Raw genomic sequence first — 14,071 nt, 5'->3', positions numbered from 1 at the left:
TTGCCCGCCCTTCTCCTTCGTGTTCTCCCTCCGGTTCAGGAACCGTTCGCGGTGTCCAGGCGGTAACCGATGCCGCGGACCGTGTGGATGAATCTGGGCTGGGCCTCGGAGTCGCCCAGCTTGTGCCGCAGGCGCCGGATGTGGACGGCGATCGTGTTGTTGACCGGGGGAAGCGGCTTGTGCCAGACCTCGGTCCACAGCTCCTCGCGGCTGACCACCCTGCCGCTGTGCCTGAGCAGGAAGTCCATGATCCCGAACTCCCGCAGGGCCAGGTTGACCGGGTTGCCGTCCACGAACAGGCGGTGCCCCAGGGCGTCCAGCTCCAGCGCCCCCGAGCGCAGCGCGGCGGGAGAGGCGGGGCCGTGGGGGCCGCCGCCGTCCGCGCCCGGCAGGGAGCCGCGCAGCAGGGCCGCCAGTTCCGGTATCCGGTAGGGGCGGCTGACGCAGGCGGTGGCCCCCACGGCCAGCGCACGCATCGCCCGCTGGGAGTCGCCGGGGCCCACCCCGATGAGGATGGGGATCTCCGTCGCCCGCCGCGTCACCCGCACCAGCGTCTCCAGATCCACCTCGGGCGGGTCCGCGCTGGTCACCAGGGTGTCCGGCCGCATCATCCCCACCCGCAGCAGCGCCTCGGCGCCGTCCACGCACACCGTGATGTCCACGTCGTGCCCGCTCAGCGACAGCACCAGCTGGTGCGACTGCTCGGACTCCGGCTCCACAAGCAGCACGCGGAGCGGTCCGTCCGACCGTTCCGTGCGCTCCACCGCTTCGTCCTCGACCGGGGTGCTCGGGAACGGGACTGCGGTGGAGGATGTGAGCGCGGGCATGGGAGGTCCACTTCGTCTAAGGAGCGGGAGGGAAGGGTCCCGGTCCGCTCAGCGGAGCGAGTCAGCGGGCGGTTGGGCCGAAGCGGCCCCGCCGTCAGCGGCCACACCTGGTCAGCGGGGCGAGCCGGTGGCGGTTGGGCCGAAGCGGCCCCGCCGTCAGCGGCCACACCTGGTCAGCGGGGCGAGCCGGTGGCGGTTTAGCCGAAGCGGCCCCACCATCAGCGGCCACACCTGGTCAGCGGGGCGAGCCGGTGGCGGTTTAGCCGAAGCGGCCCCACCATCAGCGGCCACACCTGGTCAGCGGGGCGAGCCGGTAGCGGTTTAGCCGAAGCGGCCCCACCATCAGCGGCCACACCTGGTCAGCGGGGCGAGCCGGTGGCGGTTTAGCCGAAGCGGCCGCTGATATAGTCCTCGGTCCTCTGGTCGGAGGGCTTGCTGAAGATCGTCGCGGTCTCGTCGAACTCCACCAGGCTGCCGTAGCGCTCACCCGAGTCGTCCACACCGGCGGTGAAGAACGCCGTGCGGTCGGACACGCGCGCCGCCTGCTGCATGTTGTGGGTGACGATGACGATGGTGTACTCGCTGGCCAGCTCGTACATCAGGTCCTCGATCTTGAGGGTCGCGATGGGGTCGAGCGCCGAGCACGGCTCGTCCATCAGGATCACCTCGGGGTTGACCGCGATGGTGCGCGCGATGCAGAGCCGCTGCTGCTGACCGCCGGACAGGGCGAACGCGCTCTCCTTGAGCTTGTCCTTGACCTCGTCCCACAGGGCGGCCTTGGTCAGCGTCTCCTCGACCAGGTCGTCCATGTTGCCGCGGACACCGTTGATCTTCGGGCCGTAGGCCACGTTGTCGTAGATCGACTTGGGGAACGGGTTGGGCTTCTGGAAGACCATGCCGATCCGGCGGCGCACCTCGATGGGGTCCACCTCGGGGGCGTACAGGTCCTCGCCGTGGTAGGTCACCCTGCCCTCGATGCGAGCACCGGGGATGAGGTCGTTCATGCGGTTGAGGGTGCGCAGGACGGTGCTCTTGCCGCATCCGGAGGGGCCGATCATCGCGGTGATCTGACGGGGGCCCACCTTCAGGTTCACGTCGCGTACGGCCTTGTTGTCGCCGTAGTAGATGGAGAGTCCGGAGACGTCGAAGACGGGGTCGCCGAGGCCGGGGACCTCGCGGTTGTACCGGACGGTGTCGGGGGCGACGCCGCGACCGGTCTCGGTGCCGCGAGGGGAGGCGGTGTTGCTGACAGACATGGGGCCACTTCCGGGTCGGAACGTGCATGCGCGAAGAAGAGGAGCGGCCGGAGCCGCGGAGCGCGGTCGAACCCATGCAAATATGTCCGCATGAAGCGCGGGTGAACGAACCCCGTGACCGAGGTGAACGTGGGCGGTGAACTCGGAGGACCCGTGCGCGCCGGGCGTGTTCCTCCCGTCACCGAAGGAGGTCGGAAGGGGATGTGCCGTCCCGTGCCGGTGCCGACCAGACCGCCCGGGAACCTCCCCGGCCCCTCCCAGCAGGGAAGGGAAGGGGCGGCCGGACAGGTGACCGGGTCCGAACCCGTTGGTGACCTTACGTCCCGTTCGGTTGGGTTTCGCGCTCCTCGCCGGAGCGGGCTACGGGGCCGGTGTCCGTGCGTCCGGCCCCGGACGCACGAGTGCCCCGCACACCCCGCCGCGGCGGGGTGTGCGGGGCACTCGGGACGCGGACCTACTCCTGGGAGTCACCGCTCTGCTCGTCGATCTTCTGGCGGACCTCGTCCATGTCCAGCTCCCGGGCCTGGGTGATCAGGCTCTCCAGCGCTTCGGAGGGCAGAGCACCGGGCTCGTTGTAGATGACGGTGCGCTCGCGCACGATCATCAGGGTCGGGATGGACTGGATCTTGAACTCGGAGGCCAGCTCGCGCTGGGCCTCGGTGTCCACCTTGGCGTGCACGATGTCGCTGTGCTTCTCCGAGGAGGTCTCGAACACCGGGGCGAACTGCCGGCAGGGACCGCACCAGTCCGCCCAGAAGTCGATGAGGACGAAGTCGTTGTCCTTCAGCGTTTCCGCGAAGTTGTCCTTGGTGAGCTCGACCGTGGGCACGTGGTCTCCTGTATCTGTTCGTTGGTTGGTGTCGACCGTCGGCCAACCGCCATCTCTCGTGACTACAGCGGTCGTGCCCACTCGTTTGTTCCGCATGCGTCCCACGGGCCGCGGACCGTGTCGATCGGCCGGTCGTTCTCCTCCCCGGCACGCTCTACATACCTGTTTGGGAGGAAAAGCGGGAGGTGACTAGGGTCGAAAGGGTACGTGTCCGACATGGCGGGCCCCTCCGGATCCGGCGGGGCCGAGCACGCGACTTCCCTGGTGAGAGGGGTGAGGGGTTGGGTTCCGAGATGCGCCCGGACGACACGCCGGGGCCGAAGCGCTACGTCGACTACCGTTTCACCCTCGCCAACGAGCGCACCTTCCTGGCCTGGATCCGTACCGCGCTGGCCATCCTCGCCGGTGCCGTCGCCGTCCTGCACCTGCTCCCGCTCGGCTGGTCCGAGGGGCCGCGCACCGCGGTCGGCCTGGTGCTGGCGGCGCTGGCCGGGGTCATCGCCGTCTACGCCCCGCTGCGCTGGTACCGCGTACAGCAGATCATGAGCCGGGGCGGAGCCCTGAAGATGAGCCTGCTGCCGGTGGTCACCACCTTCGCCGTCGGACTGGTGTGTGCCCTGGTGCTGCTGGGGAATCTGCTGTGATCTCCCCCGTCGAGCGCGACGATCTCGGACTGCAGCCCGAGCGCACGCTGCTGGCCTGGCAGCGCACGATCGCCCTGATGGTCGTGGTGGGGCTGCTGTTCCTGCGCGGTTCGTTGGTGCCCAGCAGCAGCGACGTTCCGGAAGCGCCCATGGTGGTGCGCGTGGCGATGATGGCCGTGCTGTTGGCCCTGGGGCTGGTACTGGGGGTGCACCTGTGGCTTCGGTGGCGCGCTAGCGAGCACGGTACGCGCGTTCCGGAGACGGGGAGGCCGCCGATGTGCCTGGCGCGCCCGTGGGCGATGGCGGTCCTGTGCGTGGGCGTGCTCGTCCTCAGCGGCGTTCTGGTGCTGACGGTGCTTCTGGGGCTCTGAGGGCGGGGAACGGGTTCCGCGGCGCCTTCGGGCCGGGCCCGCGCCGCCGTGTTCCCCTGCCACCGTGTTCTGGGGCGGTGGCCTGGTCGCAGGGGGACGGGGGAGTCGTCACAGGGGGAGCCGCTCCACCGGACAGGTGGTGTGTCCGACGGGTCCTATGCCCTTGTCGGGCTCTGTGGCCGGGTACCCGGTGCGGTTGCCCTCGGCGGGCGCGGGACGCACCGTGTCCCGGGGCGTGCGGCCACCCCTTCCGCGGGAAGGGGCGGGATCCGTCCCCGGTACCCGTCCGTTCACGTGTCGTGTGGACCAGCCGAGGCGGAGAGGGCGCCCGGGCCGGACCGCGGCTCGTCTCACACTGGTTCGGGGACCGTGCCCGCCGCGCGGCGGTGCTCCACGATCGACCGGATGATGTCGTTGAGGTCGCGCTCGGGCCGGTACCCGATCAGCCGTGCGGCCAACGACGTGTCCGGGTAGCGGCGCTGCATGTCCTCGTAGCCCTCGCCGTAGGCCTCCTCGTAGTCGATGAAGGTGATCGGGCTCCTGGCCCCGGTCAGCTCCACGACCCGGTCGGCGAGGCCCTTGATGGAGACCTCCTCGTGTCCGCCGAGGTTGACGGCCTGGTTGTAGGCCTCCGGGGTGTCCATCAGCTCCAGGAGCGCGGGCACCACGTCGAACACCGAACCGAAGCAGCGGCGCTGCGTGCCCGTGCCGTACACGGTGATGGGCTCGCCCGACATCGCCTGCTCGACGAAGCGGGGCACGACCATCCCGTAGCGGCCCGTCTGCCGGGGGCCGACCACGTTGAAGAAGCGGGTGATGACGCACGGCACGCCGGACTCGACGCCGTGCACGTAGGCCACCAGTTCGTCCAGGCTCTTCGCCGCGGCGTAGGACCAGCGGCTCTTGGTGGCCGGGCCGTAGACGCGGTCGTCGCCCTCCTTGAGGCCGTTGGCGTCGTTCTTGCCGTAGACCTCGCTGGTCGAGGCGACCATGTAGGGCACCCGGTGCGCCACGGCCGACTCCACCACGTTCTCGGTCCCGTGCAGGTTGATCCGCAGGGAGCGCAGCGGGTTGTCGACGATGTTGTACACGCCCACGGCCGCGGCCAGGTGGAACACGGTGTCCGCCTCCGCGACCAGGGAGTCGACCAGGTCGCGGTCCAGAACGTCTCCTTCCACGAAACGGAATCCGGGTGAGCTCCGCGCTTGGGCCAGGTTCTCGGGGGAACCGGTCGACAGGTCGTCCAGGACGGTGACCTGATGGCCTCGGGCGACGAGGTGGTCGCACAGGTGCGAGCCGATGAAACCGGCTCCACCAGTGACTACAGCTTTCATGGTTTCCCCTCCACTACGGTGTCCCTCTGTCTTCTTCGCTGGACGGGCTCGTGTTGCTGTGACGGGCTCGTGCGCGGCCGGCGGGCCGCGTGCCGAGACGGGAGCGGTGCGCCGGGACACGGTGGTCCCGGAGCGGTCAGGCCAGGCAGCGCAGTACGTGGAAGCCCTCTCCGAGCGCGACCCCGGCCTGCATGCCCCGCAGGACGGCGAGGCTGCGCAGGGTGAGTTCGGAACGCGTGTGCGGGTGCCGGTGGCACTGCGATCCGTACAGCTTCATGCCGTGGAGCTTGTCGGCCATCTGCTCCTCGCTCAGCTCGACGATGAGGTTGGGCGGACACAGAGGCTCGGTGCGCCAGTGGTCGGCGGCCTCCTCGTAGGCCAGCACCAGCCGCGGGTGGTGGCGCAGCGCGGCGTTGGACGGGCGCAGGGCGGTGTGCACGGCCTCGGCCGTGGCCTGGTGGTCCTGGTTGTAGCTGGCACGGTGCGGCGCGAGCACCACGGTGGGACGGACCCGCTCGATCGCCAGCGGGCTCTCGCGCTCGATCAGCTGGGTGAGGTCCACCCGGGCGGCGGAGTCGAGCCGCAGGTGGTACTGGTCGCCGGGGAAGGCCATGTGCCAGTCGTCCCAGCGGAAGTGGTCGGCGACCTTCTTGATCTCCGCGTAGCGCTCCTCCGCGGTGGAGAAGCCCTTGGGAGACAGGTCGGCGGTGTCCCCGACCGTGATGAACTGGACGAAGACCTCGGCACCCGCGGCCTTGGCCTTGCTGATGAGGCCGCCGCAGCCGAGCATCTCGTCGTCGGGGTGGGGTGCGTACACCAGTATGCGTTCCTGTGACCAGTCCGTCCTCATGCGGTCTCCGTCCTTTGCCTCGAAGGCGATCGATGGTTGCCAGGACCTGGGGAGCGGGGTCGCGCCCGGTGGCGCGGAAGTGTCGCGGACCCGTCCGGGTCAGTTCCGGGTTCTCGCCTGCCGGAGCACGTGCAGCGCCTCCGGTCCGGTGTTGAGAAGAAGGTCGATCGCCGACAGGCGGGGCACGAAGTCGCCCGGGCCGCGTGCGTGTTGCGGGTACACCGGGTGCCGGAAGTCCTGCCACTCGACGTCGATCCCGTAGCGGCGCAGGACCTCGGGATCCAGGTAGTCCCTCGCCCCGTCACCGGAGAGCATGGTGGTGGCCCCCGCCTTGGCGCAGATCTGGGCGAGGAGTTCGCTCTTGTGCCCCGGGAAGTCCCCCATCTCACTGGCGAGCAGGAGCGGGGTGTCGATGCCGAACCCTCGCATCAGCAGGCGTGTCGTCGCTATGGCCAGGTCAGCGAGACCTTCCCACTCCCGCTCGTACAGGTGGGCGATCTCGTCGCGGTAATCCTTCCAGTACGGGGACTTGCGGTAACAGTGTTCCGCGAGTGCCTTGTAGTGTCTTGACTTCCATTTCTGACTGTTGTCAACGACCTTGTCCCGTATGCGGTCGTTCCGGCTGCCCTGGACGACCGGAACGGTGAGCAGGACGGGGTCTCCGCTTCCTGCCACATAGTTTCGGTTCTGCCACCCGCGCCTCTCGAACTGGACATTATCCAGCATCACGAAACGGTCGGAACGGTCAATCTTGTCCAAAAGTCCGAGCCATGGCAGGTAGTGCGGCTGATGGAGGGCCACCGTGGCTCCGGCGTCCTCCTCGCCGGTCGTGGCGGTGCGGCTCCCAGGCACGGAGCCCCCGGAGCCCCCGGAACGATCGGGCGACGAGGATGAAAGTACGCCGCTCATGTCAAGCATTCCCCTTCTCTCCGTAGGTCACTTTGTGCGGATTTTCCCGGGACGTGTACGTTCCGGGGTAAACCGGTGTCGCTCCGCGTTTCCAGCTCACAAATGTCTTCTTATGGGTACCACCTCACGCAAGCTCGTGCATACGATTTGCGTGGCCTACATAGGACGTGAAACCGGGTGAACCTCTCGGTGTCGTAAGGCGTCAATCTAACACCGGCTTTGTGGGTTAATGCCGGTCCGAAATCGAGAACTTCGGAGAGGTCCTAGCGCTGTGCGTACCGCTCGTTTCATCGGTGGCCTGCTGACGGGGCTGATCGCCCTGGCCCTGGCCGTCGCACTCTTCGTCTACTGGTTCGGCTTCGCGACGGACATGGCCGCGGCCTCGGGCCTGGGCGCCCTCGGCTACGCGTTCCTGTGGCTGGCCTTCGGCGCCAACCTGCTCCTGTGGACCGTCATCGGGCTCGTGCGCCTGGGTGAGGACTCGGTGCGCGCCGTGGTCCGGCCGCGCGGGTCCGGGCGCCGTGCCGTCGGGAGGAGGGTGGACGGCCGCGTCCTGGTCGGCGCGGGCACCGCCCCCGCGCAACGGGGGGCCGACGCCTCCGCGGGGGAGTCCGCCCGGGCCCCGGCGGAGCGGCCGGAGGGCGCCGGCCCCGGGGCCGCCTCCCTGGCCGTCGTCATCCCGGCGCACAACGAGGAGCCCGTCATCGGCAAGGCCATCTCCTCGGCGATGGGGCTGTTCGAGCGCTGGGACATCTACGTGGTGTCGGACTCCTCCAAGGACTCCACCGCCGCGATCGCGGCCAGGACCGGCGTGAACGTCCTCGAACTCCTCACCAACCGCGGCAAGGCCGGGGCCATCGAGGCGGTCCTGGAGGAGTTCGCGCTGACCGACGACTACGACGGCGTCCTCATCCTGGACGCCGACACCGAGCTCGACCCCGGGTACGTCGAGGGGGCCAGGCGGCAACTGGCCGACCCGTCGGTGGCGGCCGTCGCGGGCTTCGTGGTCTCGGAGTGGAAGCCGCGCCAGCGGACCTTCGTCGGCCGGACGATCTCCGCCTACCGCGACCGCCTGTACTTCATGCTCCAGTACCTCATGCGCTTCGGGCAGACCTGGCGCCACGCCAACACGGCCTTCATCGTGCCGGGCTTCGCCAGCGTCTACCGCAGCGAGGCGCTGAAGCAGATCGACGTCAACCCCAAGGGGCTGGTGATCGAGGACTTCAACATGACCTTCGAGGTGCACCACAAGCGCCTCGGGCGTGTCTCGATGAACCCCGACACCAAGGCCTACAGCCAGGACCCCTTCACCTTCCGGGACTACTACAGGCAGGTCAGCCGGTGGACGCTGGGCTTCTGGCAGACCATCCGGCGGCACCGGGTGTGGCCGAGCCTGTTCTGGGTGTGCCTGTCGCTGTACATCCTGGAGGTCGTGCTGGTCTCCGTGGTGCTGCTGGCCACCACGGTGGTCGGGCTGTTCGTCCTCGCCGGGACGGTCGGCGGCGACCCGTTCCTGAGCCTGCCGTTCTTCGGCGAGGCCTTCGCCGCGGTGACGGCCCTGCTGCCTCTGCTGGCGATCGGCATCGGCCTGTTCATCCCGGACTACATGCTCACCTGCCTGATGGCGGCGATCCGGAGGCGGCCGTCCTACCTGCTCTACGGACTGCTCTTCTTCCCGATCCGGCTGGTGGACGCCTACCTCGCGCTGCGGATGATCCCCCGCGCGTGGACCACCGAGTCCGACGGCCGGTGGAGCAGCCCCGACCGCGTCTCGGGCGGGTGAGCCCGTCCGGGAGGTGATCCCACCTGCGTGGATGTGAGATCGTCCGGCCCCGCCCACCCCGGGCGTCCGCGGGGCCGGACAGCGTTTAGGCTGATCTCGCCCGCGCGCGGACCGCGACACGCGACGACCGCGGCGGGACACAGTCGTCGGATGGGGTGTGGATCAGCCGTGGACAAGAGGCGTGTGTCGTTCGCGTTGTACCGGGTGCTCGCGTACGTGACCGGGATCTTCCTGCTGGGCCTGACCTTCGTGGCCATGCCCGCCAAGTACCTGATCGGGGAGACCGCCCGGTTCTCCCTGGTGGGCGCGCCCCAGGGCATGGAGCACTGGTTCGGCCCCGAGTCGCCGCTCATGCTGTTCATCGCGATGCCGCACGGCTACATCTACATGGCGTACGTGTTCGTGGTGCTGTGGGTGGCCCTGGACCGCCGCTGGAGCGCCGCGCGCACGCTGGGAGTGGCGCTCGCGGGCACGGTCCCCGTGGTCGGGTTCGTGGTCGAGAACCGGATCGTCCGGTCCGAGCAGGCCGGGGAGGCCGGACGGGCTCAGGAGCCCGCGACCGCCGGCTGATCCTCCCCCTCCCCTGAGGCCCCCTCCCGCCGGGAGCGGGCCTCTTTGAGTTCCCGGCGCATCAGGAGGATCCAGAAGGCCACGCCGGAGACACCGAACATCGCCCACTGCACCGTGTAGCTGAGGCTGCGCCAGTTGATCCTCACCTCCGTGGGCGGCTCGGGCGGTGGCGCCGGGGTGAGCGAGGCGGTGGCCGGGTCCTGCCCGGGCAGGATGACGTAGCCCTCGTAGAGGCGGTAGTCCCACTCGTTGACCAGCAGGGACGGGGCGATGCGCTCGACCTGGCCCTCGGAGACCTCGACGGGCACGATCCCCTCGGCCTTCACCGGCGGCAGCAGCCATCCGGTGGCGGTGACCTCGCCCTCGGGGACGGGCGGGATGTCCTGGCCCTCCTCGGCCCAGCCCCGGTTCACCGTGACGGCGGTGCCCTCACCGGTGACGAGGGGGACGATGACGTCGTGTCCGCGCACGCCGTCGGCGACCCGGGGCACCAGCAGCTGGGCCTCGGCGTCGTAGCGGCCCGTGGCCTCGACGGCGTTGTTGGCGAAGAAGTCCGGGTGCATGTACTCGCCCGGCTCCAGCAGGTCCGAGAGGGGCACGGCTCCGGCGAGGTCCTCGACCGGGTTGGTGATGACCTCCCGGTCGGGCTCGAAGGCCCGGACGAACTGCCACGAGGTTCCGGCGGCGCAGACGGTGGCGACCAGCACCACCAGCAGGTGGATACCGAGCCACCGGGGGCTGAGGAGTGGTGATCTCACCGGACCAGGCTATGCGCGGCCTCCGAGCGCACCGTCATGACCCCTGATTGACGCTGACCACATGTCCTTGGTCCCGCACCTGCCAAGGAATGGTGATCACTTTAAGTAGTTTCCTGTGACTCAGGGTTGTTCTTGGGAGGTGGGGTGGGTAGTGTCTCTACCAACGCGGAACGACAGGGTCGATTCCGCGGCAGGCCTTCAAGGCCGCGACTCCAGGGGGGAGGAGTCGCCGGCCGCTTCCCAGCGCGAGGGTCGCTTCCGTACTTTGAGGGGGGATGCGGAGGCGACCCTCGCCACCTCGTAGGCGGGGGCGTTCCCACTGGTCGGTGGGAGCGCCCCCGTCGCCGTTCCCGGGGAGTTCCGCGTCGCTGGGACGCGTTTGGACACCGGGGGCGGAGTGCGGGGTCAGCGCGGTCGGGATCGGAAGTCGGCCCAGAGGTCCACGGCCTGTTCCAGATCGAGGGCGGCCACCTCCTCAGGGGGCACGCCGACGGTGTGGACCAGACGTTCGGCCAACCAGTCTGGGACGGGTTCTCTCGTGGGTGGCGATTCATGCGCCACCCTCTCCGCTGGTTTGCCGAGGTGCTCGATGACGACCGCGAGCTTCTGGGCGGCGGGGGTGTCCTTCGAGGCTGCCCGGGCTCGCCGGGAGGCCTCAGCGTAGACCTGGGCGTCCGCTCGCGCTCCGACGGCCCAGACCTCGCAGATCTCCACACGTTTCTCGTCGGTGACGCGGTACACGACACGCCAGGTGTTGCGTCCGACGACCAGTTTGCGAAACCCCGTGAGTTCGCCGCCCAGGGGGTATCCGGCCTCTGGGTTCTCCTCCAGGAGAAGGACCTTCTTGAGGACCTTGGGCACGGCGTCGGGGCCGAGCCGCCGCAGGTCGTCGAGGGCGGCGTCGGTGAAGGTGATCTCGGCCATCAGTCCTCGGGGAGTTCTTCGAGTGAGGCACGGCTGTGCCCGAAGGCGGCCAGTACGTCGTCCATGGAGGTACGTCGTCCACTGTCCGTGAGCTCCCGAGCCATGACCAGGGCGAGATCCCTCAGATCCGCTTCCGCCTGCTCCAGTTCCGCGAGCCGGGCGAACGCGACCACGGCCGCGACCGGCTCGTGTCGGCGGGTCACGATGACCTCGGTGCCCTGCTCCGCGTCGTGGACGATGCCCGCGACGCCACGTCTGGCCGCATCGGTGACGCTGATCTCCTGGGTGTGCTCAAGAATCGCCATACCCCAACTGTATAGAAAACTATACAGATTGGCGACGGGTGCGCCTGTGCCGGGAACGGTTCGGACGCCCCGCCGCTGATGCCCGTCGTGATACTGCCGTCCGAGTTTCGGGGTGTCCCGGAACGCCCCCGGATGTAACTGGGGAGTTCCGCCACCCGTCCCCACCTGCGCCTGGTGGCACCAGGATGTTCCTGGTTCCGCTGTCGACACAGAGCGCGGAGGCGACCCTCGCCACCTCGTAGGCGGGGGCGTTCCCATGGTCAGCGGGAGCGCCCCCGTCGCCGTTCCCGGACCCGGCCCGGGCCATGGAAGCTTGTCGGCCGCGCGCTGCTCCCGCCCATCCTCGTGGTCCCACTGCCGCGCCAGATCGGCGAAGTGCTCCAGCGCCACGGACCACCGGTGTCGCACCGCGTACGGTACCGGCCCCGGGAGCGGAGGCTCCTCGTCCATGCCGCCCTCCTCGTGTCCCCGGCCTGCGTGGTGTGCGTGGACACCGGTGCCCACGCACACCACGCAGGCCGGCTCCGCGCGGGCCGTCGGCGCGTCAGCCCATGGTCTTCTGGCCGTCCAGGGCCTCGCGCAGGATGTCGGCGTGGCCGCAGTGCTGCGCGGTCTCGCGGATGAGGTGCAGCAGCACGTCGCGCGCGGACCACGAGGTGTCCTCGGGGAACCACGGCGCCTTCGGCAGCCGCCGGCCGACCTCCAGGTCGGGCAGCTGCGCGACGAACCGGTCGGTCTCCCCGGCGGCCCGCTCGTAGTCCTCCAGGACGCCGGCCAGGGTCTCGTCGCCGATCAGCCGGAAGCTCTTCGCCTGCTCCTCCCACGAGGCCGGGTCCTCGTAGGCGGTCTCGGCGTCGTGCAGCGCCCCCTCCCGGATGAAGCGGATCCAGTTGCGCTCGACCTGCGTCACGTGTTTGACCAGCCCGCCGAGGGTCAGTTCGCTCACCGTGGTGCGCCTCGCGGCCTGCTCGTCGTCCAGGCCCTTGAGGGTGAAGCGCAGGAAGTCGCGCTGCTCCTCCAGAACCCGCAGGAAGGACGTGCGCTCGGCGTCCAGGACCGTGTTCTCCGTCATCGCCGCCATGATGGCCACCGCCTTCTTCGTGTCCGACTCGGTGGTGGAACTCTAGGAAGCAAGGCGGTCAGGTTCTGTCCTCCACTCGACGGGAAGCAGGGGAATCCTTGAGACTTCAGTGAGGGGACGGCCGATAGCCTGGCGTTCTGGCGACTCGGAGGTTCCATGACCTTGATTGCGCTCCAGCACCGGTTCGACGGACCCGCGCACGCGCCCGTCGTGCTGCTCGTACCGCCCGTCGGCACCACGATGTCGGTCTGGGAACCGCAGATGCCCGAACTCACGCGCACCCGCAGGGTCCTGCGGGTCAACCACCGCGGCCACGGCTCCTCCCCGGCGCCGCCGGGCCCCTACACCGTCGAGGAACTCGCCCTGGACCTGCTCGGTCTGCTGGACTCGCAGGGCCTCACCAGGGTCTCCGCGGTCGGTGCCGGGTTCGGTGGCTCGCTGCTGCTGTGGATCGCCGCCAACTCGCCGCGCACCCTGGACCGCCTCGCGCTGCTCTCGGCGGCGTCCCGCACGCCCCGGACGCACCGGTGGGGCCACGTCGCCTCGCGGGTGCGCGCGTCGGGCCTCGACTCGGTGGCCGCCGACGTGGTGCGGCCCTGGTTCACCCCGGACATGGGTGAACAGCGCCCGGAGGTGGCGGCCAGGTTCACCGAGGACTTCGGCGGGCTCGATCCGGACGGCTTCGCCTCGGTGTGCGACGCGATCGCGGGGATGGACCAGAGGCACCTGGTCGCCTCGGTGCGGGTGCCGACCCTGGTGGCGTCGGCCGCCCACGACCCGCTGCTGCCGCCCGGCTACGGCCGCAGGCTGGCGGACGGGATCTCCGGATCCCGCTTCGAGGTGGTCCCGGGAGCCGCGCACCTTCTCGGGGTGGAGCGGGCGGACCGGGTGAACGAGCTCCTGGTGGAGCACGTGGTCCGGTGAGGAGGCTGTGAGGCCGGGGATCAGACCGCGGCCACGGGGAGCAGGGGGCAGTTGATCTCCAGCAGGTAGCCGTCGGGGTCGCGGAAGTGGGCCGCGCGGATACCCCAGGCCGTCCAGTCCCGCGGCTCCATCACCTGGCGGGCGCCGTCCGCGACCAGCTTGGCGGCCGTGGCGTCCACGTCGTCCACCTCGAAGATCACCGCGAGCCGGTCCTGGTGGGGGAGTTCGGGGTCGGCCGTGTCGGTCTCCAGCGCCTCGGCCATCACCTCGCGCTGGTTGATGGCCAGCCGTGTCCCCGAGTCCACGTCGAACTCGGCGTAGCGGCTGTTCTCGTCGCCCCGCAGCAGGGGGAGCTTGAGGACCTCCGAGTAGAAGTGGAAACAGGCCTCGTAGTCGTTGACGAGGAGTCTGATGTTGGTGCAGCGCATGGGGGCCTCCTGCCGATCGGTGTCGCCGTCCGACTCATTGTCTCGCCTCGGGGTCCGCGGACGGCTCGGGTATCCGCGCTCGATCTGTCATCTGTCCGCGGTGCCGTGTCCGAAACCCGCGACCTCCGTCGCGGGTGGTCCGGGAGAAGCGGCGCCGTGTGGCCGGAAGAGGCCATCCTCTCCCACCGGCCGTCCCCTCTCGCATGCTCCCTGAGCCGTGTCCCTCCAGGCGGGGCAGTCGTTCTGCGGCATGTCGTAGTGCACCTCTGCTTTTATGT

Annotated in this window: 16 protein-coding genes; 5 read left to right on the top strand and 11 right to left on the bottom strand. The window is 69.6% G+C overall.

Translation table 11 applies throughout. The annotated features are described in order from the left end of the window. Nucleotides 1-35: 35 nt before the first annotated feature. The 3 genes from A6A08_RS24345 to trxA all read right to left on the bottom strand — a co-directional run bounded on the left by A6A08_RS24345 (nucleotide 36) and on the right by trxA (nucleotide 2,912). Nucleotides 36-827 carry a response regulator transcription factor gene (locus A6A08_RS24345; protein ID WP_073704960.1) on the bottom strand — a complete coding sequence of 264 codons (792 nt, stop codon included), beginning with the start codon at nucleotides 825-827 and terminating at the stop codon, nucleotides 36-38. A gap of 383 nt (nucleotides 828-1,210) precedes the next feature. Continuing rightward, complete coding sequence (gene pstB, locus A6A08_RS24340; RefSeq protein ID WP_073704959.1) at nucleotides 1,211-2,083, bottom strand: phosphate ABC transporter ATP-binding protein PstB; 873 nt, start codon at nucleotides 2,081-2,083, stop codon at nucleotides 1,211-1,213. 454 nt (nucleotides 2,084-2,537) lie between these two features. Then, the gene (gene trxA, locus A6A08_RS24335) at nucleotides 2,538-2,912 is read right to left on the bottom strand and encodes a thioredoxin (RefSeq protein ID WP_073704958.1); all 375 of its coding nucleotides are present in this window, start codon (nucleotides 2,910-2,912) and stop codon (nucleotides 2,538-2,540) included. A 293-nt stretch (nucleotides 2,913-3,205) separates the two neighbouring features. On the opposite strand from trxA, the gene A6A08_RS24330 reads away from it, so the two are divergent. Continuing rightward, complete coding sequence (locus A6A08_RS24330) at nucleotides 3,206-3,556, top strand: YidH family protein (RefSeq protein WP_073705047.1); 351 nt, start codon at nucleotides 3,206-3,208, stop codon at nucleotides 3,554-3,556. After that, nucleotides 3,553-3,927: a DUF202 domain-containing protein gene (locus tag A6A08_RS24325; protein WP_073704957.1), complete on the top strand. Its 375-nt coding sequence runs from the start codon at nucleotides 3,553-3,555 to the stop codon at nucleotides 3,925-3,927. The genes A6A08_RS24330 and A6A08_RS24325 overlap by 4 nt, the downstream gene beginning before the upstream one ends. A gap of 350 nt (nucleotides 3,928-4,277) precedes the next feature. Here the strand turns inward: A6A08_RS24325 and A6A08_RS24320 are convergent, their stop codons facing one another. The 3 genes from A6A08_RS24320 to A6A08_RS24310 all read right to left on the bottom strand — a co-directional run bounded on the left by A6A08_RS24320 (nucleotide 4,278) and on the right by A6A08_RS24310 (nucleotide 6,912). Then, nucleotides 4,278-5,261: an NAD(P)-dependent oxidoreductase gene (locus tag A6A08_RS24320; protein WP_073704956.1), complete on the bottom strand. Its 984-nt coding sequence runs from the start codon at nucleotides 5,259-5,261 to the stop codon at nucleotides 4,278-4,280. Between the two features lie 136 nt (nucleotides 5,262-5,397). Beyond that, a complete protein-coding gene (locus tag A6A08_RS24315) occupies nucleotides 5,398-6,111 on the bottom strand; it encodes a PIG-L deacetylase family protein (RefSeq protein WP_073704955.1) in 714 nt (237 codons plus the stop codon). Nucleotides 6,112-6,210: 99 nt separating this feature from the next. Then, entirely contained in the window at nucleotides 6,211-6,912 is a 702-nt protein-coding gene (locus tag A6A08_RS24310) for a WbqC family protein (RefSeq protein ID WP_073705046.1), read from the bottom strand. A 379-nt stretch (nucleotides 6,913-7,291) separates the two neighbouring features. Here A6A08_RS24310 and A6A08_RS24305 point away from each other — a divergent pair, with 379 nt between their 5' ends. Both A6A08_RS24305 and A6A08_RS24300 read left to right on the top strand, forming a co-directional pair. After that, a complete protein-coding gene (locus tag A6A08_RS24305) occupies nucleotides 7,292-8,803 on the top strand; it encodes a glycosyltransferase (RefSeq protein ID WP_073704954.1) in 1,512 nt (503 codons plus the stop codon). A gap of 168 nt (nucleotides 8,804-8,971) precedes the next feature. Then, on the top strand, nucleotides 8,972-9,373 hold the full coding sequence (locus A6A08_RS24300) for a DUF3817 domain-containing protein (RefSeq protein WP_083609256.1): 402 nt from the start codon (nucleotides 8,972-8,974) through the stop codon (nucleotides 9,371-9,373). On the opposite strand, the gene A6A08_RS24295 is transcribed toward A6A08_RS24300, so the two are convergent. From A6A08_RS24295 to A6A08_RS24280, 4 genes are all read right to left on the bottom strand, one after another. Beyond that, nucleotides 9,349-10,131, bottom strand: a complete 783-nt coding sequence (locus A6A08_RS24295; RefSeq protein WP_073704952.1) for an SURF1 family protein — start codon at nucleotides 10,129-10,131, stop codon at nucleotides 9,349-9,351. The genes A6A08_RS24300 and A6A08_RS24295 overlap by 25 nt on opposite strands. Before the next feature lie 405 nt (nucleotides 10,132-10,536). Continuing rightward, nucleotides 10,537-11,055, bottom strand: coding sequence for a type II toxin-antitoxin system RelE/ParE family toxin (locus tag A6A08_RS24290; protein ID WP_073704951.1), 519 nt, complete (start codon nucleotides 11,053-11,055; stop codon nucleotides 10,537-10,539). Further along, nucleotides 11,055-11,360: a prevent-host-death family protein gene (locus A6A08_RS24285; protein ID WP_073704950.1), complete on the bottom strand. Its 306-nt coding sequence runs from the start codon at nucleotides 11,358-11,360 to the stop codon at nucleotides 11,055-11,057. The genes A6A08_RS24290 and A6A08_RS24285 overlap by 1 nt, the downstream gene beginning before the upstream one ends. 544 nt (nucleotides 11,361-11,904) lie before the next feature. After that, a complete protein-coding gene (locus A6A08_RS24280) occupies nucleotides 11,905-12,432 on the bottom strand; it encodes a DinB family protein (protein ID WP_073704949.1) in 528 nt (175 codons plus the stop codon). Between the two features lie 165 nt (nucleotides 12,433-12,597). Between A6A08_RS24280 and A6A08_RS24275 the strand changes: the two genes are divergently transcribed. Beyond that, nucleotides 12,598-13,365 (top strand): alpha/beta fold hydrolase, encoded by a 768-nt coding sequence (locus tag A6A08_RS24275; RefSeq protein ID WP_073704948.1) that lies wholly within the window; start codon nucleotides 12,598-12,600, stop codon nucleotides 13,363-13,365. Between the two features lie 20 nt (nucleotides 13,366-13,385). Here the strand turns inward: A6A08_RS24275 and A6A08_RS24270 are convergent, their stop codons facing one another. After that, the gene (locus A6A08_RS24270) at nucleotides 13,386-13,793 is read right to left on the bottom strand and encodes a VOC family protein (protein WP_073704947.1); all 408 of its coding nucleotides are present in this window, start codon (nucleotides 13,791-13,793) and stop codon (nucleotides 13,386-13,388) included. Nucleotides 13,794-14,071: the final 278 nt, after the last annotated feature.

Source organism: Nocardiopsis sp. TSRI0078, assembly GCF_001905145.1.
Classification (GTDB): domain Bacteria; phylum Actinomycetota; class Actinomycetes; order Streptosporangiales; family Streptosporangiaceae; genus Nocardiopsis.
This window is presented reverse-complemented; position numbering and strand designations above follow the sequence as displayed.